Origin of the sequence: Actinoplanes oblitus (genome assembly GCF_030252345.1) — a bacterium.
GTDB lineage: Bacteria > Actinomycetota > Actinomycetes > Mycobacteriales > Micromonosporaceae > Actinoplanes > Actinoplanes oblitus.
This window is the reverse complement of the sequence record NZ_CP126980.1, coordinates 3029934-3051939: the sequence shown is the minus strand read 5'-3', so window position 1 is coordinate 3051939 and position 22006 is coordinate 3029934. Positions and strand designations below refer to the sequence as shown.

The window sequence follows — 22006 nt, the reverse complement described above, 5'->3', positions numbered from 1 at the left end:
GCCGGCCTGACGAACGAGGCGGCCCGGCATCTCGCCGGGCCGCCTCGTCAGATCGTCAGAAGCTCTTGAGCATGTCCTCGAAGCTCTCGGTCAGCGCGAACGGATCCGTCACCGTCGCCGGTGCCCGCCGCTCCAGCTCCCGGGCCAACTCCCCGGCCGCCCGCTCGATCCGCCCGCGCAGCGGACCCTCCACCGAGTTCGCGCCCCAGTCGTCGCTGGCCGCGAAGACCGCTGTCGGCAGCGGCAACGCCCGCAGGTAGGCGAAGAGCGGTCGCAGCGCATGCTCCAGCACCAGCGAGTGCCGGGCGGTGCCGGCCGTCGCCGCGAGCAGGATCGGCTTGTCGACGAGCGTGTCCTTCTCCAGGACGTCGAAGAACGACTTGAACAGCCCGGAGTAACCGGCGCTGAAGACCGGGGTCACCACGATCAGGCCGTCGGCGGCGGCCACCGCGTCCTGCGCCTGCTTCAGCGCGGCCGGCGGGAACCCGGTCAACATGTGATCGGTGATCCCGTGGGCCAGGTCGCGCAGCTCGACGACCTGGACGTCCACGGTGACACCGAGCTGGGCAGCGGCCCGCCCCGCCGCCGCGGACAGCTGGTCAGCGAGCAGGCGGGTGGAGGACGGCTGGCTCAGGCCCGAGCTGATCACCACGAGCGAGCGCTGCTTCATGCCTGCACCTCTTTCTTCTCCTCGGCGTTCTCGGCGATCTTGGCGGCCAGCAGGGAGGCGTGGGTCGGCGCGTCTGGCACGTGCGCCGGCTTCAGGGCCGCGAACTCCTTGCGCAGCACCGGGACGACCTCTTCGCCCAGCAGGTCGAGCTGCTCCAGCACGGTCTTCAGCGGCAGGCCGGCGTGGTCCATCAGGAACAGCTGACGCTGATAGTCGCCGACGTAGTCGCGGAACTTGAGGGTCTTGTCGATGACCTGCTGCGGGCTGCCGACCGTCAGCGGAGTCTCCCGGCTGAAGTCCTCCAGCGACGGGCCGTGGCCGTAGACCGGGGCGTTGTCGAAGTACGGCCGGAACTCGTTGACCGCGTCCTGGCTGTTCTTGCGCATGAACACCTGCCCGCCGAGGCCGACGATGGCCTGGTCGGCGGAGCCGTGCCCGTAGTGCTCGAACCGCTCGCGGTACAGCTTGATCATGCGCTGGGTGTGGGACGCCGGCCAGAAGATGTGGTTCGCGAAGAAGCCGTCACCGTAGTAGGCGGCCTGCTCGGCGATCTGCGGCGAGCGGATCGAGCCGTGCCAGACGAACGGCGGGACGTCGTCGAGCGGCCGCGGCGTCGAGGTGAACGACTGGAGCGGCGTGCGGAACTTGCCCTCCCAGTCGACCACATGCTCGCGCCACAGCTTGTGCAGCAGCCCGTAGTTCTCGATCGCCAGCGGGATACCGGCCCGGATGTCCTTGCCGAACCAGGGGTACACCGGCCCGGTGTTGCCGCGGCCGAGCATCAGGTCGACCCGGCCGTCCGCGAGGTGCTGGAGCATCGCGAAGTCCTCGGCGATCTTCACCGGGTCGTTCGTGGTGATCAGCGTGGTCGCGGTGCTGAGCTGCAGCGTCGTGGTCCGCGCGGCGATGTAGGCGAGCGTGGTGGTCGGCGAGGAGGAGAAGAACGGCTCGTTGTGGTGCTCACCGAGCGCGAAGACGTCGAGGCCGACCTCCTCCGCGTGCTTCGCGATCGTGACGATGTCCTTGATGCGCTCGGCCTCGGTCGGGGTCTTCCCGGTGGTCGGGTCGGTGGTGATGTCGCTGACGCTGAAGATGCCGAATTGCATGACCCGCTCCTGAAAACCTCCGGCCGGGGCTTGTCGTCCCGGACTGCCCCGCACAACGTTGTTGACGCAGAAACTATTTCAGATTCAAAGAACTTGGGCTGCGGCGGGGGTCACACCGCCCGCCGGTTGTCGTCACGCCGGCGCGATGCGGGTGGCACGGCGCGCGGACAGGCCGCGGGCGGCATGGCGCCCGGGTGGCGCGGCGCGCGGGCAGCGCCGATGGCGCGGCGCGCGGGCAGCACCGGTGGCGCGGCGCGCGAGTGGCACGGGTGGCGCGGCGCGCGGGCAGCACCGGTGGCGCGGCGCGCGAGTGGCGCGGGCACAACAGGCGGCACGGCGCGGACCGGCGGCGGGCGGCGGGCGGCGGGCGGCGGGCGGCGGGTAACTCGGGCATGCGGCGAATGGCGCGGGCATGCGGCAGGCGGCGCGGGCGGCGGGTCAGGTGAGGAAGAACCAGAGGGCGGAGGTCAACCAGACGCCGGCGAGCGCGGCGAAGACCAGGCCGCCGGCGAGGGGCAGGGTCCACGGCCGGCCGCCGTCGGGCTGACTGAGGATCAGCATCTTGGCGACGAAGGCGCCGTAGAACAGGCAACCGAGCAGCGAGTGGGCGAGCACGCGCGGGCTGTCGAAGCCGAACCCGAGGGCGTAGAGGCAGTGGATCGCGACGGGCAGGGAGAGCACCACGGCGAGGCGGCCGCTCCAGCGATGCAGCACCGGCGTCCACGGCCTGGACGGGAGGCGGCCGTAGATGGCGAGGGCCGAGACCAGCTGCACCACGGCGAGGAAGGCGGCGCCGCTGGACAGGCCCGCCTTGATCGCGATCGGGCGGCCGAAGGCGTCGAACAAGGCGAGCGCCGACGGGTGGTGCAGGCGACCATAGACGCCCAGCCCGACAGCGACGCCGACACCGGTCACCGCGGGCAGCCACACCAGCGGCCGTCGCGCGGTCACCGGCGCCGTCACCTCAGAACCCCGTGCCGGTGTCGGCGTCGATCGCGCCGACCTCGATCTCGGTGCCGTTCACGGTGGTGGTGCGGCTGGTGACGTCGAGCCGGGGAGCGGGGCCGATCTCGTCGCCCTCGGTGAGCACCCCGACCTGGCGGCCGTCGGGCAGCACGATCCAGGAACCCGCCACCTTGGCGCCGCGCACCCGGGCGGAGGCGCGGTACAGCCCGGACGGTTTCTTGACCGTTGTCAGGGTGAAGCCGTGGGTCTTGCCGAGGATGGTGAGGTCGCCCTGGGCGCCGCGGGCGCTGAACGTCCCGACGATCTTGGTGCCACCCTTGCCGGCGAGCCGGAGTTTCCCGTCCTGGGCGGTGCCCCGCAGCCAGGCCTCGACCTTGTCACCGTCGCAGACGTAGGCGATCGCCTTACCGTCCCGGATCGACATCGCCAGGGTGCCGGCGTCGTCCTCGACATAACCGGCCAGGGTGACCCGGATGGCGGCCGGGGTGGTGGTGGCGGCGCTGGTCGCCACCGGGTCGGTGGGCAGCGTGGGGTCCTGCCCGGCCGCCGCGGTCGGCTCGGTGACGACGGCCGGGGCACTTGTCACGCCGGCCACGTTCGCCGCACGGCCGGCCCGCTCGTGGGCGGACCGGTAGACGTTGGCGCCGATCAGCGCGGCGGCGATCACCAGGACCACGCCGAGGGTGACCAGGGGACCACGCCGCCAGCCCCGCGGGCCGCCGCCGTCCGGTGGCGCCGCCGGCGGTTGCGGCGGAGGTGTCACGCCGGGCCGGAGCGGGGTCTCGCGCACCTCGACCGGCGGCCCATTACCGAACTGCCCGGCCCACAGCCCCACGTGGTCAGGCGCGCCGGGCGCGGCGACGGGCGGCGCGGCGACCGGTCCGCTGGCCGCCCAGCTTCCGGCGCCGGGCCACTGCCAGGTCCCACCGGCCGCCGGAGCAGCCGCGGCACCCGCGCCACGCAATGTGGTCTGACGGGAGACCGGCGTCTGCCCGGCGGCATCCGCCGCCGCGGGCCCAGCCGCCGCGGGCCCAGCCGCCGCGGGCCCAGCCACCGAGGGCCCGGCCACCGCCGAGAACCCGGCCGCCGAGGCAGCACCAGCGGCCGCCGCGGCACCAGCCACGAACGGAGAACCGGCCGCCGTCGGCGGACCGGCTGCCGGTGCCTCGCCGAGGACGCCGGAATCGACCAGCGTGCGCAGGTAGGAGGCGAGCCGGCGGGCGGTGGGACGCCGCCGGGCCTCCGGGGCCAGGCACGACCGGGCCGGACCGGACAGCTCCTCGGGCAGCACGTCCGGGTCCCCCCCGATGTCCCCGGTGATCAGCTCGACCAGGAGCACACCGAGCGAGTACACATCGGCCGCCGCCGTCGGTGGTGCGCCGTGCCAGATCTCCGGTGCCGTGTAGCCGGGCGTGCCCCCGGCCACCCCGCGCTCGGCGTCGAGCAGCAGGACGGCGACACCGAAGTCGGTCACCCGGGCCACGGGCGGGTCGGTATCGCGTACCAAAAGCAGGTTTTCGGGTTTGAGGTCCAGGTGGACGACGCCCTGGGCGTGCGCGGCCGCGACCGCGCCGGCCACCTGGGCCATGATCGTGGCGGTCTCCGGCACGCTCAGCCGGCCACCCCTGCCGATCAGGTGGCGGCGCAGATCCGGACCGTCCACGTAGTCCATCACCAGGGCCAGGGTGCCGCCCTCGACGACCAGGTCACGCAGGCCGACGATGCCGGGATGGTCGAGGTCGCGGAGCGCCGCCTCCTCGCGCAGGAAGAGCTCGCGGACCCGGCGGTCGCCGGCCACCTCGGGGCGCAACAGCTTGGCCGCGAGTGACGGGCCGCCGGAGCGCCGGGTGGCCCGCCGGACCACCGCGAGAGCGCCCCGTCCGATCTCCTCGTGCAGCAGATATTCCCGGCCGAGCGCTTCCTGATCGGCCATCCCCGCACCCTTTCCAGAAATGATCTAAAGCGCCGGACGACCGATTATGATCCAACGCCGACGGTCATGATTTTTGCGACTGCTCGCGCGACTGATGCCATTCCTGTTCGGCCTTGTCGAGGGCGGCCGTGACCTCCGGCCACGTCCGATCGCGGAACTGCTGGGCCGGTGGACCGTCCCGGACATCCAGGTGGACAGCGTCTTTCCCGGCGCGTCGAGCTGGGAGATCTGATCGGTGAGACCACCATTGATGATCGCTTGAACATGCTGGATAGACGTCTTGGCCCGGTCAGTCGAGAGTACTCGTCCCAGCATCGGTCCACTCCCCCGAATTCTGACGCGGCTTTCCCGGACTGCCATTGTCGTCACAGGAGAGGTGCCACCGCAAACACCGTCACCCCGGCCCCCGCCACCGGATCGAAGATCACATAAGACGGCTCTCCCATTGTGGAGCGGCAGCCCCGAGGCGTGCGTCGCAGCGTGATCTCACGCCGGCTCGGAACCGAGATGAAGTCGCCGAGCGGCTGGTCTCGGTTTCTCTGCGCTTCGCGGCCGGCGAAGCAAGATCCCTAGTGCCTTCCAGCGTCGGCGACGAGCACAAACCGGTTGCCGGTCCGCGCCTCGCGGGATAGATCTAGGGGATGGCGAAACTTGACGATCCGGGACTGTTCGGGCGGCAGTGGGCGGCCCACTACGACAGCCCCGCCCTGCCGGACCCGGAGCCGGCCGTGGCTTTCCTCGCCGGGATCGCCGGCGACGGCCCGGTGCTGGAGCTGGCCATCGGCTCCGGCCGGGTGGCCCTCCCGCTCGCCGCACGAGGCGTCCCGGTGGAAGGCATCGAGGCGTCCCCCGAGATGGTCGAGCTGATGCGCGGCAAGCCGGGCGGTGATGCCATCGCCGTGCTCGTCGGCGACATGGCCGACGTCCCGGTCCGCGGCCCGTACCCCCTGGTCTACCTGGTCTTCAACACCCTGTTCAACCTCACCTCGCCGGGCCGGCAGGAAGAGCTGTTCCACAATGTGGCCCGGGTCCTCGCGCCCGGCGGCCGCTTCGTGATCGAGGCGTTCGTGCCCGACCCGGCCGACTTCGACCGGGACGAGCAGCAGGTGCAGGTGCGGTCGGTGACCGAGGAGGCGGTGACGGTGCGCCTGCATCAGTACGACCGTGCCGCCCAGACGTTCGTCCGGCAGACGCTCACGTTCACCGACGGCGGGGTGCGGTTGCAGCCGTTCGGCATGCGTTACCAGTGGCCGGAGCAGATCGACGCGATGGCGACAGCTGCCGGCCTGGTGCTGGAGGACCGGTTCGCCACCTGGGAACGGGAGCCGTTCGGCGCGGAGAGCACCGACCACATCAGCGTTTACCGCAAGCCGGTCACTCCGGGATGACCGGCGCCCCGTCCCCGTAGGGCCTGGTCAGCGTGTCCAGCACGGCGAGCCGGTCGATGTCGTCGAACTCCGCGCGCCTCGCCGCCAGCCCGGCGGCAGAGAAACGCCCGGCCCGCCTCCAGCCCGGCGACCAGCACCATCTCGTAGGGTGGCGGCATGGGCGGACCGGAACGCGGTGGCGGCCCGAGGTTCGGCACCGCGCCCTCGTGCGGGCCGGAGTCCTCGATCGGCGTCGAGGTCTCGACCGGACGTCCGTCCACCGTGGCGTTGCCGGGGTCGGTGACCCCGAGCGTACGAAAAAGATCTGCCAGCGTGGCCTCGCGGCTGCGTGGCCGCACTCGGCCAGGCCGACCATGGTGATCGATCGTTTTGGTTGTTGACCTCTGACCCATGGACAACTCTCGAGGGAGACGGCATGGCACGGCTGATCTGCACCGGGATCACCTCGCTGGACGGCTACATCAACGACGAGCGGGGCAACTTCGACTGGAGCCAGCCGGACGAGGAGGTGCACTCGTTCGTCAACGATCTGGAGCGGCCGATCGGCACCTATCTGTACGGCCGCCGGCTCTACGAGGTGATGCGATTCTGGGCCGATCCGCACGTGGGGCCGGACCCGTCGCCCGCGGCCCTCGACTACGCCGCGATCTGGCAGGCCGCCGACAAGATCGTCTACTCCACGTCGCTGGAGTCCACCGACACCCCGCGCACCCGGATCGAACGTGCCTTCGACCCGAAGACCGTGCAGGCCCTGAAGGACACCGCCGACCGGGACCTGAGCATCGGCGGCCCGCACCTGGCCGCTCACGCCTTCCGGGCCGGCCTGGTCGACGAGGTGCAGCTGTTCGTCTCGCCGGTCTCGGTCGGCGGCGGCACCCGCTTCCTGCCCACCGGCGTCCGGCTCGACCTGAAACTGGCCGAACAGCAGCGCTTCGCCAACGGCGTGGTCTACCTGCGCTACCAGGCCGCCTGAACGACGATCGCCGGCCCGGGGACGGTCCGGGCCGGCGATCGGGGAGTCAGCGAGGTCAGCGGCCCTGCAGGGCCTTCACGTTGTCGCCGAAGGTCCAGCCCTTCGAGCCGTCCCAGTTGATCGACCAGGTCATCAGGCCCTTGATCCCGGGCACCGAGTTGTACGCCTGGGAGACCAGCGACGGCGCCATGTACCCGCCACCCGCACCGGACTGGGCGGGCAGCCCCGGAACCTGCTTGTCGTACGGAATCCTGACCGTCACGCCCTGGATCGTGAGCCCGTTGTTCAGGCACTGGGTCTGCACCGTGAAGCCCTGCACGGTCCCCGCCGAGTACGAGTCACCCGAGCACCCGTACATCGAGCCGTTGTAGTACTGCATGTTGAGCCACCACAGCCGCCCGTTGTCCAGGTACTTCTTGATGATCGGCAGGTACGAGCCCCAGATCGATCCATAGGTCACGCTGCCACCGGTCACGTACGCGGTCTCCGGCGCCATGGTCAGCCCGAAGTTCGCCGGCATCTGGGCGAGCACCCCGTCGATGATCCGGATCAGGTTCGACTGGGAGGTGGAGAGCGTGCCGATGTTCCCGCTGCCGGAGAGCCCGGTCTCGATGTCGATGTCGATGCCGTCGAAGTTGTTGGCCTTCAGAATCGGCACGATGCTGGCGACGAACTTGTCGGCGACCGCGCTGGAACTCAGGTCGATGCCGGCCGCCGCGCCGCCGATCGACATCAGGACCGTGGCGCCCTGGGCCTTGGCCGCGCAGATCTCCGCGGGGGTCGGCACCTTGACGCCGGCGTCCATGCCGTTCTCCCAGAGCACCGTGCCGTCCGAGCGGATCACCGGGAAGGCCGCCATCAGCACGTTGTATCCGTGCTGGGTGATCCGGCTGTCGTTGACCGGGATCCAGCCCAGGCCGGGGTGCACGCCGTTCGACGCGCCGTCCCAGTTCTCCCAGTAACCCTGGAGCACCTTGCCGGCCGGGCGGCCCTTGGTCGCGCAGCCGGTCCCGCCGGTCGAGGTCGGCGTGGGCGAGGTCGGCGTGGGCGAGGTGGGCGTGGGCGAGGTGGGCGAGGTGGAGACCGAGGGAGAAGGCGACGGCGGCTTACTGGTGGTCACCGACACCGACGGGCTCGGCGTGCCGCCACCACTGCACGCGCCGAGGTCCTTCCACAGGGTTGGTGTCGCCGCCGGGTTCCAGCCGGCCCCGGCGTACGCGGTGTGGGTGACCAGCGCCTGGTAGAGCTTGGACTGATACGTCACCTGCTGGCCGGCGGTGTAGGTCACCCCTTCCGCCCAGACCGTCGACGAGCAGGCGACCGCGGCCTCACCCGTCGCGGCGAACGCCACGACCGACCCGAGTGCCACCCCCACCCCGGCGACCAGTGCCAGTACCTGGCGGCGAACACGCATGGGAACTCCTCGACGATGACGACAGTGAAGGTGACCTGTGACACCAGATGATGTCGCTCACGTTCACAAATATCAAGGGTTCTTAACAGTCCGTTATCCAAGTTTCTTTACAGTTACTGGCAGCCCGACAAAAGCCCCGAAGGGCTGCAGGGCCTCCTCCACCCGCACCCAGTCCGCGGCCGTGAGGTCGGCCAGTGGCGACACCAGCACGGACACCGCCTTCTTCCCCAGCGTCCGCTTCCAGACGGCCATCACCCTGCCGTCGCGCACCAGCGTCGACTGGAACACCCCGTTGCCGCCGGGGACGATGCTCTTCAGCTGCTCGACGGTGGCCATCATCGACCGGTCCTTGTAACCCAGCATGTACTCGTCGAAGCCGGGCAACGCGCGCCAGCCGCGCACCGGCCCGGCGTCGAGGACCGCCGGATCGGCCCACATCTCGGTGCCGTCGACATCCACCGCGACCAGGCCGGCCGCGGCGATCCCGGCTCGGGCGTCCTTCATCGGCAGCATGGTCCAGCCGGCGAAGTCCTTGGCGGTGGCCGGGCCGTGCCCGCGGAAGTACCGATGCGCCAGGATGCCCAGGGCCTCCTCACGCGACGGCGAGTTGCGCGCGCCGGCCCACTCGTCCAGCAGCACGAACGTCTGCTCGGCGCCCTCGTTGGGAGCGATGGCCGTCACGCCGCGCTGACTGGCGTACCAAAGAAGGTGGTAGCCCAGCTGACCGCTCACCGCGACGCCGCCCTCGTTGATCGCGGCCACGCAGGCCGATCGCGTCAGGCGGCCGCCGCCCGCGAGGGCGGCGCCGAGGATGTCCGCGGCCTTGTCCGCGTCGCTCTCCGTCAGGCCCAGGAACTCGCGGCGTTTCGCCGCGCCGGCCAGCGCGCGCACGCCGGTGAGCTCGAGCATCCAGTGCGCGTCGGCGGACGGGATCAGGTGCACGGTGCCCCGCATCGGCCAGGTCCGCACCACGTCGCGCCGCTCGGTCTCGGCGACGATCTCGGCTCGGGTGCGGCCGGGCAGGCGGGCGCCGAGCGACCAGAGCACGCTGTTGAGATCCTGCGCCTGCATGGCGCCGAACCACTCGGTGATCCCGAGGACCGAGTCGCGGCCGACGCCGCCGAGGAGCAGGCTGGTCATGCGAAGGCTCAGTGCCGTGTCGGTGTCCACGGCACTGAGCCTAGAAGCAGGGTGTGACAGAAATCAGCGGCCGCGGGCGGCCCGGTACCTCTTGATCAACGCGTTCGTCGACGAGTCGGCGTCGTCGGCCGGCGCGGAGGCCGAGGTCAGCTTCGGCGCGAGCTGGTTGGCCATCACCTTGCCGAGTTCGACACCCCACTGGTCGAACGAGTTGATCTCCCAGATCACGCCCTGGGTGAACGTGATGTGCTCGTAGAGCGCCACCAGCTGCCCGAACACCGCCGGGGTGAGCTTGTCGGCGAGGATCGTGGTGGTCGGGTGGTTGCCCTGCATCACCCGGTGCGGGGCGACGGCCGGCTTGGTGCCCTCGGCCTGCACCTGCTCCAGGGTCCGGCCGAAGGCGAGCGCCCCGGTCTGGGCGAGGAAGTTCGACATGAACAGGTCGTGCATCTCGCCGATGTCGTGGTTCGGCTGGCTGAACCCGATGAAGTCGGCCGGGATGAGCTTCGTCCCCTGGTGGATCAGCTGGTAGAACGCGTGCTGCCCGTTGGTGCCGGGCTCGCCCCAGAAGACCTCGCCGGTCTGGTAGGTGACCGGGTCGCCGGAGAGCCGCACCGACTTGCCGTTGCTCTCCATGGTCAGCTGCTGCAGGTAGGCGGCGAAGCGGTGCAGGTACTGCGCGTAGGGCAGGACCGCGTGCGACTGGGCGCCGAGGAACGTGTCGTACCAGACGTTGAGCAGGCCGAGCAGGGCCGGGACGTTCCGCTCGATCGGGGTGGTCCGGAAGTGCTCGTCGACGGCGTGGTAGCCGGCGAGCATGTCGGCGAACTGCTCCTTGCCGATCGAGATCATGACGGACAGGCCGACAGCGGAGGGCAGCGAGTAGCGGCCGCCCACCCAGTCCCAGAAGCCGAACATGTTGTCGGTGTCGATCCCGAAGTCGGCGACCTTCTCGGCGTTCGTGCTGACGGCGACGAAGTGCTTGGCCACCGCGGCGTCGTCGGACAGGCTGCGCAGCAGCCACGAGCGGGCCTCCCGGGCGTTCGTCAAGGTCTCCTGCGTGGTGAACGTCTTGGAGACGATGATGAACAGCGTCGAGGCGGGGTCGAGATCGCGCGTCTTCTCGTACAGATCGGTGGGATCGATGTTGGAGACGAACCGGCACTCGATGTCGCGCTGCGCGTAGTCCTTCAGCGCCTCGTAGGCCATCACCGGCCCCAGGTCGGACCCGCCGATCCCGATGTTGACCACGGTCTTGATCCGCTGCCCGGTGTGCCCGACCCACTCCCCCGAGCGGATCTTGTCGGCGAACGCGCCCATCCGGTCCAGCACCGAGTGCACGTCGGCCACCACGTCCTGGCCGTCGACGACCAGCGACGCCGACCGCGGCAGGCGCAGCGCGGTGTGCAGCACGGCACGGTCCTCGGTGATGTTGATGTGCTCGCCGGCGAACATCGCGGCGATCCGCTCGCTCAGTCTCGCCCGCCCGGCCAGCGCGAACAGGGCCGACAACACCTCATCGGTGATCAGGTTCTTGCTGTAGTCGACATACAGGTCGGCGACCTCGGCCGCGTAGCGCTCGCCGCGCTGCGGGTCGCTGCCGAACAGGTCACGCAGGTGGACCGCCGAGAACTTCTCCGCGTGGCCCTGAAGTGCCTGCCACTCGGCGCTGTCGGAAACGTGTTCGCTCATCTCTCCCACTCCGGACCGGGACACTCGCACACTTCGCCCATCGTGGCACGTACCCCTGCCGGACGCGGGCGAACCGGGGCTCCCGGACGGAGCACGGAATGATCGGCGAGCCGTCCGGGAAGCCCAAAGGCGAGGTTAGTCCCCTGACGACGACCACCCGCCAGCGCGTCCCCTTCGTCCCACTGCTGCCGGCCACCGGCATAAGACCGGATATATCTCCGTTTCAGGTGATCCGCCGGATGGTGCGGTGGCCCTCTCCACCATCCCGGATCACCACCGCGGCGGTCGCTCATTTTTGTCGTACCCACGTTCTAAGTTCTCGCGCATGGTTACCGCGGCTTACGCCTACCTAGGATCGTCGACTCTGGACGACGAGCTCACCCTGCAGACCTCCGGCGGGCCGGCGGCGCACCCGCGCTTCTTCACCGGCTTCCTCACCTCGCCGGCCGCCGCGGCGACCGGCCTGCTGGCCGTGGCCGAGGTGGCCCGCACCCGATATTTCCGGCCGCTGCCCCCGGCCAGCCTCGACCCGGTGGTCACCGCCGGCTCCGACCGGCTGCGGTTCGAGTCGTTCTCCGGCTGCTGCGGGGTCTATGCCCGGCTCGACGTGCTCCCCGGCGGGCTGGACGGCGAGATCCTCGCCCACGGCACCACCAACGTCGACGTCAACCTGCCCCTGCAGCGCGCGCTGACCCGGGTCGGCCGGTCCGACCCGATGCACGTCGCGGTCGGCCCCGACGACCTCACGGTGACCACCTTCGACGGTCCCCTGGTGGAGAGAAAGGTGCCGCTCCCGACCCGCTGGCTGCGCGGTTTCGCCGAGGCGCAGGTGCTCACCGCCCGTTTCGACCCGCGTGCCGAGATCGGCGTCGCCGAGGCCCGCGCCCTGCTCAACCGGCTCCCCGCCACCGACAAGTCGGTGCTCTGGGCGGTCCCGGCCGGTCGTTCGCTGCGCTTCACCTCCCGGCCCAGCCCCGGCGCGGTCTGCCTGCCCGGCGCGGGCCGCCTGTCCGCCCTCAAACCCTTCCTTCGGTACGCGGTGAGCCTGCGCGTCCACGGCCCGGCCGTCGCCGCGGGCAGTCAGCCGGTGGCCAGCACGTGGGAGCTGACCACGCCGGCGATGCGGCTGTCGCTGACCCTGTCGCCGGAGCCCTACCGTGGCTTCTCCGGCGAGGGCGCGGTCCTGGAGTCGCTCGCCTCCGACGAGGTGGCCGACGACGCCGACCTGATCAGCGCGCTGCTCTCCTGGGACCCGACGATCGACGTGGACGCCCTGGCGACCGCGTCCGGGCTGGACGCCGCCCGGGTGCGCGACGCCCTGACCCAGCTCGGCACCGCCGGCCGGGTGGGTTACGACGTGGCCGAGGCCGGCTATTTCCACCGCACCCTGCCCTACACGGCCGACGCGGTGGAGCGGATGAACCCGCGGCTGACCGCCGCCCGCGCGCTGCTCGCCGGCGGCGCGGTCACCCTCGGCACAGACGTGTCGACGGTGGTCAGCGGCGACGAGACCTATCACGTCCGGCACGAGTCGCAGTCCTGCACCTGTCCATGGTGGGCGAAACACCGTGGCGGCCGCGGCCCGTGCAAACACGTCCTCGCGGTCCGGATGGCCCGTGCCGGCGAGACCGCCGAGACGATCGAGAAAGCGGAGGCCTCGGTATGACCACGCCCGCCCCGGCAGACATCGACCCCGCCCCGGCGGAGGAACTCACCTGGGACCGGCTGGACCAGCTCGCCCGCCAGGGTGACCTGGACGAGCTCACCCGGACGTTGCTCGCCGCGTCCGAGGCCGAGCGGGTCGCCCTGGCCCCGGCGGTCGACGCCGGCCTGCGAGGCGCCGACCCGGACCGCTGGTGGGGCCGCGGCGGCAGCCCGAACCCCGGCTACGCGCTGATCGTGATCGGCTGCATGCCGTCCGCGGCCCGGGCCGCCGCCGCGCTGAACCGGCGCGGGATGCGCCTCTGGACCCAGCAGCCGCCCGGCCACTTCCTGGAGATCGCCCGGTCCCGGCAGCTCACCTGGCTGGGCGACCTCGGGCGCCGCCTGGCCGACCGGCTTCCGGCGCGCGACCCGTGGATCGTCGACTGGCGATTCGTCTCCGCGGTGCTCCGGGCGAGCGACACCGAGCCGCCGGTCACCGAGGGCTTCGTCCGTGGCTGGCTCGAGGACCTGTTCGAGTTCCCCGGGCGGGGCCGGAGCCGGCCGCCGCTGGTCGATCGCCTGCGCCACGACCACTATCTCCCACTGCTGCTGCCCGCCGTGTTCGAGATCGACCGGCTCGGCGGCGTCGTGGCCGGCGTCTCGTGGAACGAGGAGACCGACGGCTGGGACAGCACGCCCCGGCTGCCCGGCGTCGTGGCCCAGCTGGCCGCCGAGGGCACCCTGGAGCGCAAGACCATCCTGGACCTGACCGTCGACCGGCTCGCCCGCGGCGGCAAGCCGTACGACCTGCGCCCGTTCACCCTGCTGCACGACGAGCTGAAGCCCACGCTCGACGAGCTGGCCGGCTACGCCCTCGACTACGCCCGCCTGCTCCCGGACGCGCCGGGCGCGGTGGCGACGCTGGCGCAGAAAGCGCTCCGCACCATCGACGACGCGGGCCGTCTGGAGCTGGAGACGCTGCTCGACGCCAGTGGGCCGACCCTGGTCCGCAAGGAGAAAACCCTCGTCAAGGCCCAGCTCTCCTGGCTGGAGCGGGTGTCCCGCCGGCAGCCCGAGCGGGCCGGCGAGGTGCTGGAGACGGTGGCCGCCGCGTTCGGTCACCCGGCCCTCGATGTGCAGGAGCGGGCGCTCACCATGATCGGCAAGCAGGTCGGCCGGCTCGACGCGGACGTCGTGGCCCGGCTTGCCGAGGCGTCCGCCATGCTCGCCGGCGACCTGCCACGGCGGGCCGCCGAGCTGTTCGGCACGGTCGCCGAGGCACCAGCCGAGATCCCGGAACTGCCGCCGGCCGGACCGCCGGCGGAGCTGCCACCGGCGATCGCCAGCCCCGGTGAGCTGGCCGAGGAGCTGGTCGCGCTCTGCCACGAGGAGACCGCGATCCGCTGGGAGCGGGTGCTGGCCGGGCTGGTCTCGCTCTATGCCACGGCGGGCCCGGCCGCGCTGGCCGGCGCGCTGCAGCCGGTGCTCGACCGCTATGCCGCCACGTTCGCGCAGGACACGTGGAACCGCACCTCCCCGCGGTTCTATCTCGGCGAGGCGATCCGGGCCGCCGTGGACACCGAGCGGCCGGGCGTGTTGCGGCGGATGCTGGCCGGCATCGAGGGCCGTCGGCTGCGGGTGTCGCAGCGGACCTTCGACGCGGTGCGCACCGCCTGGCAGGGCGGTCGCCGAGGCGGTGCGAACGCGGCCTTCACCGCCACGCCGGACGGCGTGCTGGCGCTGCGGGTCGCCGAGGTGGCGGTGCAGCTCACCCGCGCCCTGGTGCCGGCGCTCGTGGCCACCCCGACCCACGCGACCGGCAGCCTGGACCCGGCGGTGCTGCTCGACCGGTTGCGCCGGGCCGAAGCGGAGGGCTGGCAGCCGTGGCAGGTCGACTTCGAGCAGGCGCTGCTGCGGCTGCCCCGGCGGTCCGATCCGGCGGTCGTCGCCCGGGCCGCCGAGCTCACCTCACCGGCCGGCCGGCAGTTCGCCGCCTGGCTCGCCGACGGCGGCCTGCCCGACCCGGTGAGCCAGCCGTTCGAGCAGCGGCCACAGCCGGCCCCCGACGGGTGGACGACGCCGGTCGCCCGCCGGGTCGTCGCCGCCCTGAGCCCGGCCCGCGACGGCGGCCTGCGGCTGGAGCGCCAGCTGCTCACCATCGCACCCGGCCCGGGGATCCGCGGCTGGTCGACGGTCTACACCGGAAGCGGCGACGTGCTGACCGCGGTCCTGCCGCATCATCGGGAGGCGATCGCCGCCTGGATGCTGCCGGAACTGGCCGGGCTGGCCGATCTCGACCAGCGCGGCGGCGAGGCGGTGCTGCCGCTGCTCGCCGAGTGCTCCGGCCCGATCGGCCCGGCCCTGACCTACGGCCTGGCCTACGCCCTGGGTGCCCGGCACCAGGAGAGCCGGATCGCGGCGGTCGACGCGTTCCTCACCCTGGCCGCCCGGGGCGAACCGTTCGCTCCGGCGGTCGGCGCGGCCCTCGGCGACGTCTGCGCCGACGGTTTGGTGAAACTGTCCCGGCTCGTCCCGGCGCTGACCGAGGCACACCTGGCCGGTGCCACGGTCGCCGTGTGGGAGGTGCTGGCCGCCGCGCTGCCGGCCCTGCTCCCGACCAGCCAGCGTGGACTTCCCGACCTGCTCGAGTTGTCCGCTCAGGTGGCCGGGGCGCTGGGCGCGCGCACCGAGATCCCCGGCCTGTCCGAGCTGGCGGCCCGCTCGGCGACCACTCGCCTGGTGAAGGAGGCGAAGCGCCTGCACAACGTCCTCCATCCCTGAGCCCGGCAGGACACCGCCCGGCCGTCGTAGGCATCCCGCCAGGACACCGCCCAGCCGGCACCGGGCGCCCTCGCTACGACCACCCAGCCGGCACCACAGCCCGCTACGACACCACCCAGCCGGCGCCGGCCGGCTCCGCACCCCGGGCGGCAGACCGGAGGGCGTGCCCGGGTCCGAGACGCCTCGTTTCTGACCCGGGCGCACAGGATCCGGGGCTGCGGATCCGGGAGCCGCGCCGGATCCGGTGCTCGACGCCAGATCCGGCGCTCGGTGTCGGGGCGAACGCTCCGTAAGACGGGAAAGCGAAAGCGCCGCCCGGGCGGGGGACCCGGACGGCGCTTCCTCAGGGGGTGAGTAGAAGATCAGCCGATCTTGACGTTGAAGATCGGGTTGGCGGCCAGCTTCTTGAACGACGCGAGCGAGGCCGAGGTGCTGTCGATGCTGATGTCGCGGTCGCCCTCGTCGTCGTGCTTGGTGTCGAAGTGCACGATCGCCTTGATCGCGGAGCGCTTCTTCAGCTGGTCGATGACGCTGTTGTAGACGAACGACTTGTCGGCCTTCTTGCCCACGCGGTGGTAACCGCCCCACTCGGCGATCATGACGGGCTTGCCGGCGTGCTTGGTGGTGGCCCAGTCGTACCAGCCCTGCGCGGCACCCTTGGCCTTGCGGTCGAGCAGCGCCGAGAAGTCACCGTAGTGGTAGTAGCCCTTCTCCACGGAGACGTAGGAGTCCAGGCCCATCCAGTCGACGACGTCGTCGCCGGGGTAGAGGTCCTTCCACCACGACTGCGCCATCCACTTCTCGTTGCCCATGTAGGCGAGCACGTTGACCACGTTGGTCACGCCCTGGGCGCGCAGCCGCAGGATGGTGTGCCGGTACATGGCCGCGAAGTCCTTGGCCTCCATGCCGGAGCCGGCCCGCGCGACGACGTCGTTCTCCGGCTCGTGGTTCAGGACCAGGAAGAACTTCTTCCCGTACGCCTTGGCGCGCGCCGCGAAGGCGTCGATGCGCTTGTCCTGCTGACCCTTGGCGACCGCGGCCCAGGTGGTGCCGTACGCGATCTTCCAGTTCTCCAGCAGCACCCGCGGGCGGGCGGCGTCGCTGGTCATCGCGATCTCGGCCTTGGTCGGGAACGGCTCGTTGCCCTTGTGGTACTGGTGGAAGATGCTGGCGGTCCGGCCGCTCGTCTTCTCCCACGTCTTCAGCGCCTCGTCGCGCGGCGCGCTGGTGAAGCCACCAGCCGCACCGCCCCACAGAACGCCACAGGTCGGGACCAGCTTCGCGCCGGTCACGCATCCCGCGTCGGCGGCTGGCGCGGCCTGTGCCGGCGTGGCCGCGACGGCGCCGGTGACACCGGCGGCGAGGGCGGTCAGCGTCAGTACGGTCTTACGCAGCGTCGAACGCATCAAGATTGAGAAATCCCCCCGTTTGTCCAGCGGCCGAGACCGCCGGGCCTGTCCAGCGGGTGTTGGCCGCTGGGCACCTGTCCGGCGGTGTCCCGCCGGGCATGGGAAAGAGATTCCAGGGCGTGGGGTGCACGGCAAGTGCCATTGCCGGTGCGGGAAGGTTGCGGGCGTCGTCACCGCGGGTAACAGACCTGGGCGGCGCGGAACGCACCGCCCAGGGCAGCCGGCCTGTTTGGTAGGGCCGGAAGTTTACGGATCCGCCGGGGCCCGACTGGTGGGTTCGGATGCCGGGGACACCGGCGGATCAGCCGACTCACCACCGTAAAACTTCTTGGGTTTCACGACGACTGCCGGATGACGAGCGGTGTGGCCCGCTCGACGATGAAGATCATATGGTTTTCCGGCGGCGGGTCCAGCTGTGGGTAGCGCTTAGTGACGATGCTTACGGCAGAGAACTCTAGTGCGGGCCGATGGCAGCGCTCGGAGGGGTGCCGGTCCCCACGCACACCGCACGACATCTCACTTTGAGTGATCGTCCTCCGCGGCCGCCTCGCCCTCGGCCACCGGCTTGCGCGGCGCGGGAGCGGCCTTCGGCGCGTCCGCCCGGCTGCCCGGCACGTCCGCCCGGCTGCCCGGCACGTCCGCCCGGCTGCCCGGCGCATCCGCCCGGCTGCCCGGCGCATCCGCCCGGCTGCCCGGCACGTCCGCCCGGCTGCCCGGCGCATCCGCCCGGATGCCCGGCACGTCCGCCCGGCTGCCTGACGCCGCCTCCGACGACTCTTCGCGCACGACCGAACCAGCCTCCGAGGGCTCCGCACGTGCGGTCGAATCAGCTTCCGGGGACTCCGCACGAGCCACCGAAGCAGCCTCCGGCGACTCCGCACGAGCCACCGAAGCAGCCTCCGGCGACTCCTCCCGGAACGGGACGGTTTCCGGCGGCAGGCCGCTGCCGATCGCGGCGAAGACCGCCGGCCGGTCACGGCGCAGCCGGCGGCCCCACCAGACGCCGAGCAGGTAGACGATCAGGAACGCCAGCGGCGGCGACCACACCTTGAGCGGGTTGTCGGAGTCCAGCAGGTCGCCGAAGAACGCCACCGACAGCAGCAGCATCAGGGTCAGGAAGACGGTGGCGATCCACGGCGCGACCGAGCGGCGCCACCGCGTCTCGCCGTACGCGTCCCGGCGGAAGAACCGGACCACAGCGAACGACGCGATGGTCATCAGCGCGAGGACGCCCAGGCCGCCGGAGACCGTACCGAAGAAGAACAGGTCGCTCGTCGGGTTCAGCACCAGCGCCGCGAAGACCAGCAGCACCGCCAACGCCAGCCCGGACTGGGCCATCGAGGCGGCGACCGGCACGTCGTCGCGGGTGCGGGCCAGCGCCGGCGGCAGCACGCCCTCACGGGAGACGGTCAACGCGTACCTGGCGACCGTGTGGTGGAAGGCGAGCATCGCGGCGAACAGGCTGGTCGCGAAGAACACCCGGGCCAGGTCGGTGATCGCGCTCGGCAGGAACGGGTCGGGCAGCACGAAGAACAGGTCGTTGAGGTACCGCGCGGCCACGTCGATGATGTTCTCCGGGCCGGCCACGACCGACATCGCCCAGGCCGACCCGCCGTACAGGATCGCGGCGACGCCCAGCGTCATGAAGATCGCCCGGGCCACCGTGCGCCTCGGGTCGCGCGCCTCGGCGGCGTAGACCAGCGGCGCCTCGAAGCCGACCATCCCGGCGACCGCGCCGACCAGCAGCGACACCCCGCCGGCGCTGGCGATCAGCCCCGGATTGAGGGTGTCGAAGGCGACCGATCCGCCGGCCGGGTGCGCCACCATCACCAGGTCGAGGGTGAGCACGATGAGCACCTCCGCGCAGACCAGGACGGTCAGGATGCGCGCGTTGAAATCGATCTGCCGCAGGCCGAGCACGGCGATCACCGCCCAGCCGAGCAGCGCCCAGACGATCCACGACATCCTCAGCCCGAAGATGGCCGCGGCGTTGTGCGCGGCCACACCGAACGCGCCGTAGAGACCGATCTGCATGGCGTTGTAGGCGAGCAGCGCGATGAACGCGGTGCCGACGCCGGCCGGCCGGGTCAGGCCCTTGGCCGCGTACGCGTAGAAGGCGCCCCGATTCGACACGTGCCGGGCCATCGCGACCAGCCCGACCGTGAAGATCGCCAGCACCGCGGCCACCAGCACGTAGGCGACCGGGATGCCTTTCTCCTTCACCTCCCCATAGCCCAGGGGCAGCGCTCCGGCGACGACGGTGAGTGGCGTCATCGCGGAGACCGCGATGACGAACACGGACCAGGTGCCGAGTTTGTGGGTTTTCAGCTCGGTGAGCCCCGTATCCGACACGGCGCCTCCTGTCCACAGCGGATCAGTGCCAGACGCCGAACATATCGAAGTTACCCGATCTTGGGGCGGCTTGTTTCCGCTCCGCCCCACACGGGTAGATTTCTGCCCATGCCCATCGGCCCGCAGCCGCGCGGTCGCCGCGGCACCGTCGAGGAGCCGTACAGTCCGCTGAACCTACGGCTCGTCCTCGCCGCCGTCGGCCTGGTGGTGTGCACCGTCCTGTCGGTCCTGCTGTTCCGCGCCGGCTGGACCGTGCCGGGCTGGCTGCTCGCCGCCTGGGCGGTGGCCGCCGTCGCCGACCTGGTGGTGATCCAGCTCCGGCGCCGGGCCCGGAGCCGCGCCGAGGGCGGCAAGGGGCACAGCCTCTTCGAGTGAGCCCCGGCCACGAGCCGCCGATCCCGACGGCGCGTTTGCCGACAGGCAAGGATGTCGACGGCGCATTTGCCGACAGCACGGATGCCGACAGCACGGATGCCGACAGCGCGTTTGCCGACAGCACGGATGCCGACAGCACGGATGCCGGCAGCGCGGATGCCGGCTAAGCCAGGCCGGCGTCGTGCACCAGCAGGGCGATCTGCACCCGATTGTTCAGGCCGAGCTTGGTGAGCAGCCGCGACACGTGCGCTTTCACCGTGGCGACCGACATGAACAGATCCGCGGAGATCTCCGCGTTCGACTTGCCCTGCGCCACCGCCAGGGCCACGTCCAGCTCCCGGGTGCTCAGCTGATCGAGCCGGCGGCCGGCCTCGCCCCGATCCGGGGACGGCCCGGCGGTGACGTGGGTGATGAGCTGCCGGGTGACGCTCGGCGACAGGGTGGCCTCACCGCGCGCGACACGCAGCACCGCGTCCCGGATCTGGCCGGGCGGAGTGTCCTTGAGCAGGAAACCGCCGGCCCCGGCCCGCAGCGCGCGGAGCACGAACTCGTCGGCGTCGAAGGTGGTGAGCACCAGCACCTCGGGCGCACCGGGACGCCGGCGCAGCGCCTCGGTGGCGGTCAGGCCGTCCACCCCGGGCATCCGGATGTCCATCAGCACGACGTCCGGCCGGTGCTCGGCGACAGCGGCCGGCACCTCGCCGCCGTCGCTCGCCTCGCCGACCACGCGCACGTCGCCGGCGCCCTTGAGGATCATCGACAGGCCGGCCCGGACCAGCGGGTCGTCGTCGACGATCAGCACCCGGACCGGGGTCACCTGGTGGCCGCCCAGGGCAGGTGGGCGGTGAGCCGGAACTCGGCACCGTCCGGGCCATGGGTGAGGCTGCCACCGGCCAGCGTGGCCCGCTCGGCGAGGCCGATCAGGCCGACACCCGTACCGGGAATCGGCGGTCTGCGGGGGATGCCGACCGGAAGCGGATTGGCGACCTCGATGTGCAGGCCGGCGCCGCAGGCGCCGCCGACCGTCACCCGGACCGCCGCGCCCGGCGCATGCTTGCGGGCATTGGTCAGGCCTTCCTGGATTATCCGGTACGCGGTACGCCCGGTCCCGGCGGGCACCTCGCCGAGGTCGACCCGGATGTCGAGGTCGACCTTGTCACCGGCCAGGCGCGCCTCGCCGGCCAGCGCGGGCAACCCGCTCAGCGTGGGCTGGGGCCGCTCCGGGGCGGCGTCCGCGCCGGCCGGCCCGGCACGCAGCACGCCGATCACCGCGCGCAGGTCCTGCAACGCCTGGTGAGCGGTGGCCCGGACCACCGAGGCGGCCCCGGCGATCTCCGCGGGTGGCGCGTCCGGCCGGAACTCGAGGGCGCCGGCGTGCAGGCTGAGCAGGGAGATTCGGTGCGCCAGCACGTCGTGCATCTCCCGGGCGATCCGGGTGCGCTCCAGCGTGCGGGCCTGCTCGACGCGCAGCTGCTGCTCGGCCTCGGCGCGGGCGGCCCGCTCGCGCCAGGAGGCGAGCAGCTCGCGGCGGGCCCGGACGACCATCCCCCAGAGCGAGATGATCACCACGATCGTCACGCCCCACCACACGGTCTCCCAGTAGCCGCTGGTGCGGTCCGGCCGGATCGCCGCGAAGATCAGGTTGGTCGCGGCGCCGGCCGTGACGTAGGCGGCGAGCACCGGGAACCGGCAGTGCACCGCCACCGTGAGCATCATGATCATCAGGGTCACCGCGCCGGCCACGCTGAACGTGGAGAGCACGAGGGCCAGGAGCGCCAGCTGCCGGAGGAAGCGGCGGCGCCACCACAGGCCGATCCCGGCGATGCCGCTGAGCAGCCCGTCGATCCAGATCACCCAGCCGGCGTCGGGGTACCACTCGCGGACCACGCCGGTGCGCCACCCGAGCAGGTCGGCCGTGGCGAGCACGGTGAAGCCGAAACCGAGCACGAAGCAGAGGCTGTCGACGACCCAGTCGCGGGTGGAGCGGCGGGCCGGCGCGTCCGGCTCGGCGGACAACGCGGCCGGCAGCAGCCAGCTCATCTCCACCGTTCCCACACGTCGACTCTACGAGTACCTCGACGACGCCCGATACCGACCAAAGTCGTAATCGGCCGGTAGCCGAAGGTTTCCGGGTGTCGACCGACGGCCGAAGCGGCGGCCGCC

18 protein-coding genes are annotated in these 22006 nt (G+C 71.6%); 7 read left to right on the top strand and 11 right to left on the bottom strand.

The window, feature by feature from the left end:
- Window positions 1–55 precede the first annotated feature (55 nt).
- The 4 genes from Actob_RS13605 to Actob_RS13590 all read right to left on the bottom strand — a co-directional run bounded on the left by Actob_RS13605 (window position 56) and on the right by Actob_RS13590 (window position 4675).
- Window positions 56–670, bottom strand: coding sequence for an FMN reductase (locus tag Actob_RS13605; protein ID WP_284920524.1), 615 nt, complete (start codon window positions 668–670; stop codon window positions 56–58).
- Window positions 667–1776 carry an LLM class flavin-dependent oxidoreductase gene (locus Actob_RS13600; RefSeq protein WP_284920523.1) on the bottom strand — a complete coding sequence of 370 codons (1110 nt, stop codon included), beginning with the start codon at window positions 1774–1776 and terminating at the stop codon, window positions 667–669. Before Actob_RS13600 ends, Actob_RS13605 begins: the two co-directional genes overlap by 4 nt.
- Window positions 1777–2214: 438 nt before the next feature.
- Window positions 2215–2727: a DUF6529 family protein gene (locus Actob_RS13595; protein WP_284920522.1), complete on the bottom strand. Its 513-nt coding sequence runs from the start codon at window positions 2725–2727 to the stop codon at window positions 2215–2217.
- A 13-nt stretch (window positions 2728–2740) separates the two neighbouring features.
- Window positions 2741–4675: a serine/threonine-protein kinase gene (locus Actob_RS13590; RefSeq protein WP_284920521.1), complete on the bottom strand. Its 1935-nt coding sequence runs from the start codon at window positions 4673–4675 to the stop codon at window positions 2741–2743.
- A 94-nt stretch (window positions 4676–4769) separates the two neighbouring features.
- On the opposite strand from Actob_RS13590, the gene Actob_RS13585 reads away from it, so the two are divergent.
- The 3 genes from Actob_RS13585 (at window position 4770) to Actob_RS13575 (ending at window position 7036) form a co-directional block, all read left to right on the top strand.
- Window positions 4770–4907, top strand: a complete 138-nt coding sequence (locus Actob_RS13585; protein ID WP_284920520.1) for a hypothetical protein — start codon at window positions 4770–4772, stop codon at window positions 4905–4907.
- 409 nt (window positions 4908–5316) lie between these two features.
- The gene (locus Actob_RS13580; RefSeq protein WP_284920519.1) at window positions 5317–6063 is read left to right on the top strand and encodes a class I SAM-dependent methyltransferase; all 747 of its coding nucleotides are present in this window, start codon (window positions 5317–5319) and stop codon (window positions 6061–6063) included.
- Between the two features lie 415 nt (window positions 6064–6478).
- Window positions 6479–7036, top strand: a complete 558-nt coding sequence (locus Actob_RS13575) for a dihydrofolate reductase family protein (RefSeq protein ID WP_284920518.1) — start codon at window positions 6479–6481, stop codon at window positions 7034–7036.
- 55 nt (window positions 7037–7091) lie between these two features.
- On the opposite strand, the gene Actob_RS13570 is transcribed toward Actob_RS13575, so the two are convergent.
- The 3 genes from Actob_RS13570 to pgi form a co-directional block, all read right to left on the bottom strand.
- Window positions 7092–8450 (bottom strand): carbohydrate-binding protein, encoded by a 1359-nt coding sequence (locus Actob_RS13570; RefSeq protein WP_284920517.1) that lies wholly within the window; start codon window positions 8448–8450, stop codon window positions 7092–7094.
- Between the two features lie 93 nt (window positions 8451–8543).
- Window positions 8544–9590 carry a winged helix DNA-binding domain-containing protein gene (locus Actob_RS13565; RefSeq protein ID WP_284922312.1) on the bottom strand — a complete coding sequence of 349 codons (1047 nt, stop codon included), beginning with the start codon at window positions 9588–9590 and terminating at the stop codon, window positions 8544–8546.
- A gap of 63 nt (window positions 9591–9653) precedes the next feature.
- A complete protein-coding gene (gene pgi, locus Actob_RS13560) occupies window positions 9654–11282 on the bottom strand; it encodes a glucose-6-phosphate isomerase (RefSeq protein ID WP_284920516.1) in 1629 nt (542 codons plus the stop codon).
- Window positions 11283–11607: 325 nt separating this feature from the next.
- On the opposite strand from pgi, the gene Actob_RS13555 reads away from it, so the two are divergent.
- Window positions 11608–12948 carry a DprA-like winged helix domain-containing protein gene (locus Actob_RS13555; protein WP_284920515.1) on the top strand — a complete coding sequence of 447 codons (1341 nt, stop codon included), beginning with the start codon at window positions 11608–11610 and terminating at the stop codon, window positions 12946–12948.
- Window positions 12945–15707 (top strand): DUF7824 domain-containing protein, encoded by a 2763-nt coding sequence (locus tag Actob_RS13550; RefSeq protein ID WP_284920514.1) that lies wholly within the window; start codon window positions 12945–12947, stop codon window positions 15705–15707. The genes Actob_RS13555 and Actob_RS13550 overlap by 4 nt, the downstream gene beginning before the upstream one ends.
- 362 nt (window positions 15708–16069) lie before the next feature.
- On the opposite strand, the gene Actob_RS13545 is transcribed toward Actob_RS13550, so the two are convergent.
- Complete coding sequence (locus Actob_RS13545; protein WP_284920513.1) at window positions 16070–17113, bottom strand: glycoside hydrolase family 26 protein; 1044 nt, start codon at window positions 17111–17113, stop codon at window positions 16070–16072.
- Window positions 17114–17632: 519 nt separating this feature from the next.
- On the bottom strand, window positions 17633–19468 hold the full coding sequence (locus Actob_RS13540; RefSeq protein ID WP_284920512.1) for an amino acid permease: 1836 nt from the start codon (window positions 19466–19468) through the stop codon (window positions 17633–17635).
- Between the two features lie 108 nt (window positions 19469–19576).
- Between Actob_RS13540 and Actob_RS13535 the strand changes: the two genes are divergently transcribed.
- On the top strand, window positions 19577–19843 hold the full coding sequence (locus Actob_RS13535; RefSeq protein WP_284920511.1) for a hypothetical protein: 267 nt from the start codon (window positions 19577–19579) through the stop codon (window positions 19841–19843).
- A complete protein-coding gene (locus Actob_RS13530) occupies window positions 19840–20010 on the top strand; it encodes a hypothetical protein (RefSeq protein WP_284920510.1) in 171 nt (56 codons plus the stop codon). The genes Actob_RS13535 and Actob_RS13530 overlap by 4 nt, the downstream gene beginning before the upstream one ends.
- Here the strand turns inward: Actob_RS13530 and Actob_RS13525 are convergent.
- Window positions 20007–20600 carry a response regulator gene (locus Actob_RS13525; RefSeq protein WP_284922311.1) on the bottom strand — a complete coding sequence of 198 codons (594 nt, stop codon included), beginning with the start codon at window positions 20598–20600 and terminating at the stop codon, window positions 20007–20009. The genes Actob_RS13530 and Actob_RS13525 overlap by 4 nt on opposite strands.
- Window positions 20601–20656: 56 nt before the next feature.
- A complete protein-coding gene (locus Actob_RS13520; RefSeq protein WP_284922310.1) occupies window positions 20657–21883 on the bottom strand; it encodes a sensor histidine kinase in 1227 nt (408 codons plus the stop codon).
- Window positions 21884–22006 lie beyond the last annotated feature (123 nt).

Bases quoted from the DNA above. Each gene is read 5' to 3' on its own strand.
- Actob_RS13605 (WP_284920524.1), bottom strand. From the start codon at position 670: ATGAAGCAGCGCTCGCTCGTGGTGATCAGCTCGGGCCTGAGCCAGCCG.
- Actob_RS13600 (WP_284920523.1), bottom strand. From the start codon at position 1,776: ATGCAATTCGGCATCTTCAGCGTCAGCGACATCACCACCGACCCGACC.
- Actob_RS13590 (WP_284920521.1), bottom strand. From the start codon at position 4,675: ATGGCCGATCAGGAAGCGCTCGGCCGGGAATATCTGCTGCACGAGGAG.
- Actob_RS13585 (WP_284920520.1), top strand. From the start codon at position 4,770: ATGCCATTCCTGTTCGGCCTTGTCGAGGGCGGCCGTGACCTCCGGCCA.
- Actob_RS13580 (WP_284920519.1), top strand. From the start codon at position 5,317: ATGGCGAAACTTGACGATCCGGGACTGTTCGGGCGGCAGTGGGCGGCC.
- Actob_RS13575 (WP_284920518.1), top strand. From the start codon at position 6,479: ATGGCACGGCTGATCTGCACCGGGATCACCTCGCTGGACGGCTACATC.
- Actob_RS13570 (WP_284920517.1), bottom strand. From the start codon at position 8,450: ATGCGTGTTCGCCGCCAGGTACTGGCACTGGTCGCCGGGGTGGGGGTG.
- Actob_RS13565 (WP_284922312.1), bottom strand. From the start codon at position 9,590: ATGACCAGCCTGCTCCTCGGCGGCGTCGGCCGCGACTCGGTCCTCGGG.
- pgi (WP_284920516.1), bottom strand. From the start codon at position 11,282: ATGAGCGAACACGTTTCCGACAGCGCCGAGTGGCAGGCACTTCAGGGC.
- Actob_RS13555 (WP_284920515.1), top strand. From the start codon at position 11,608: ATGGTTACCGCGGCTTACGCCTACCTAGGATCGTCGACTCTGGACGAC.
- Actob_RS13550 (WP_284920514.1), top strand. From the start codon at position 12,945: ATGACCACGCCCGCCCCGGCAGACATCGACCCCGCCCCGGCGGAGGAA.
- Actob_RS13545 (WP_284920513.1), bottom strand. From the start codon at position 17,113: ATGCGTTCGACGCTGCGTAAGACCGTACTGACGCTGACCGCCCTCGCC.
- Actob_RS13535 (WP_284920511.1), top strand. From the start codon at position 19,577: ATGCCCATCGGCCCGCAGCCGCGCGGTCGCCGCGGCACCGTCGAGGAG.
- Actob_RS13525 (WP_284922311.1), bottom strand. From the start codon at position 20,600: ATGATCCTCAAGGGCGCCGGCGACGTGCGCGTGGTCGGCGAGGCGAGC.
- Actob_RS13520 (WP_284922310.1), bottom strand. From the start codon at position 21,883: ATGAGCTGGCTGCTGCCGGCCGCGTTGTCCGCCGAGCCGGACGCGCCG.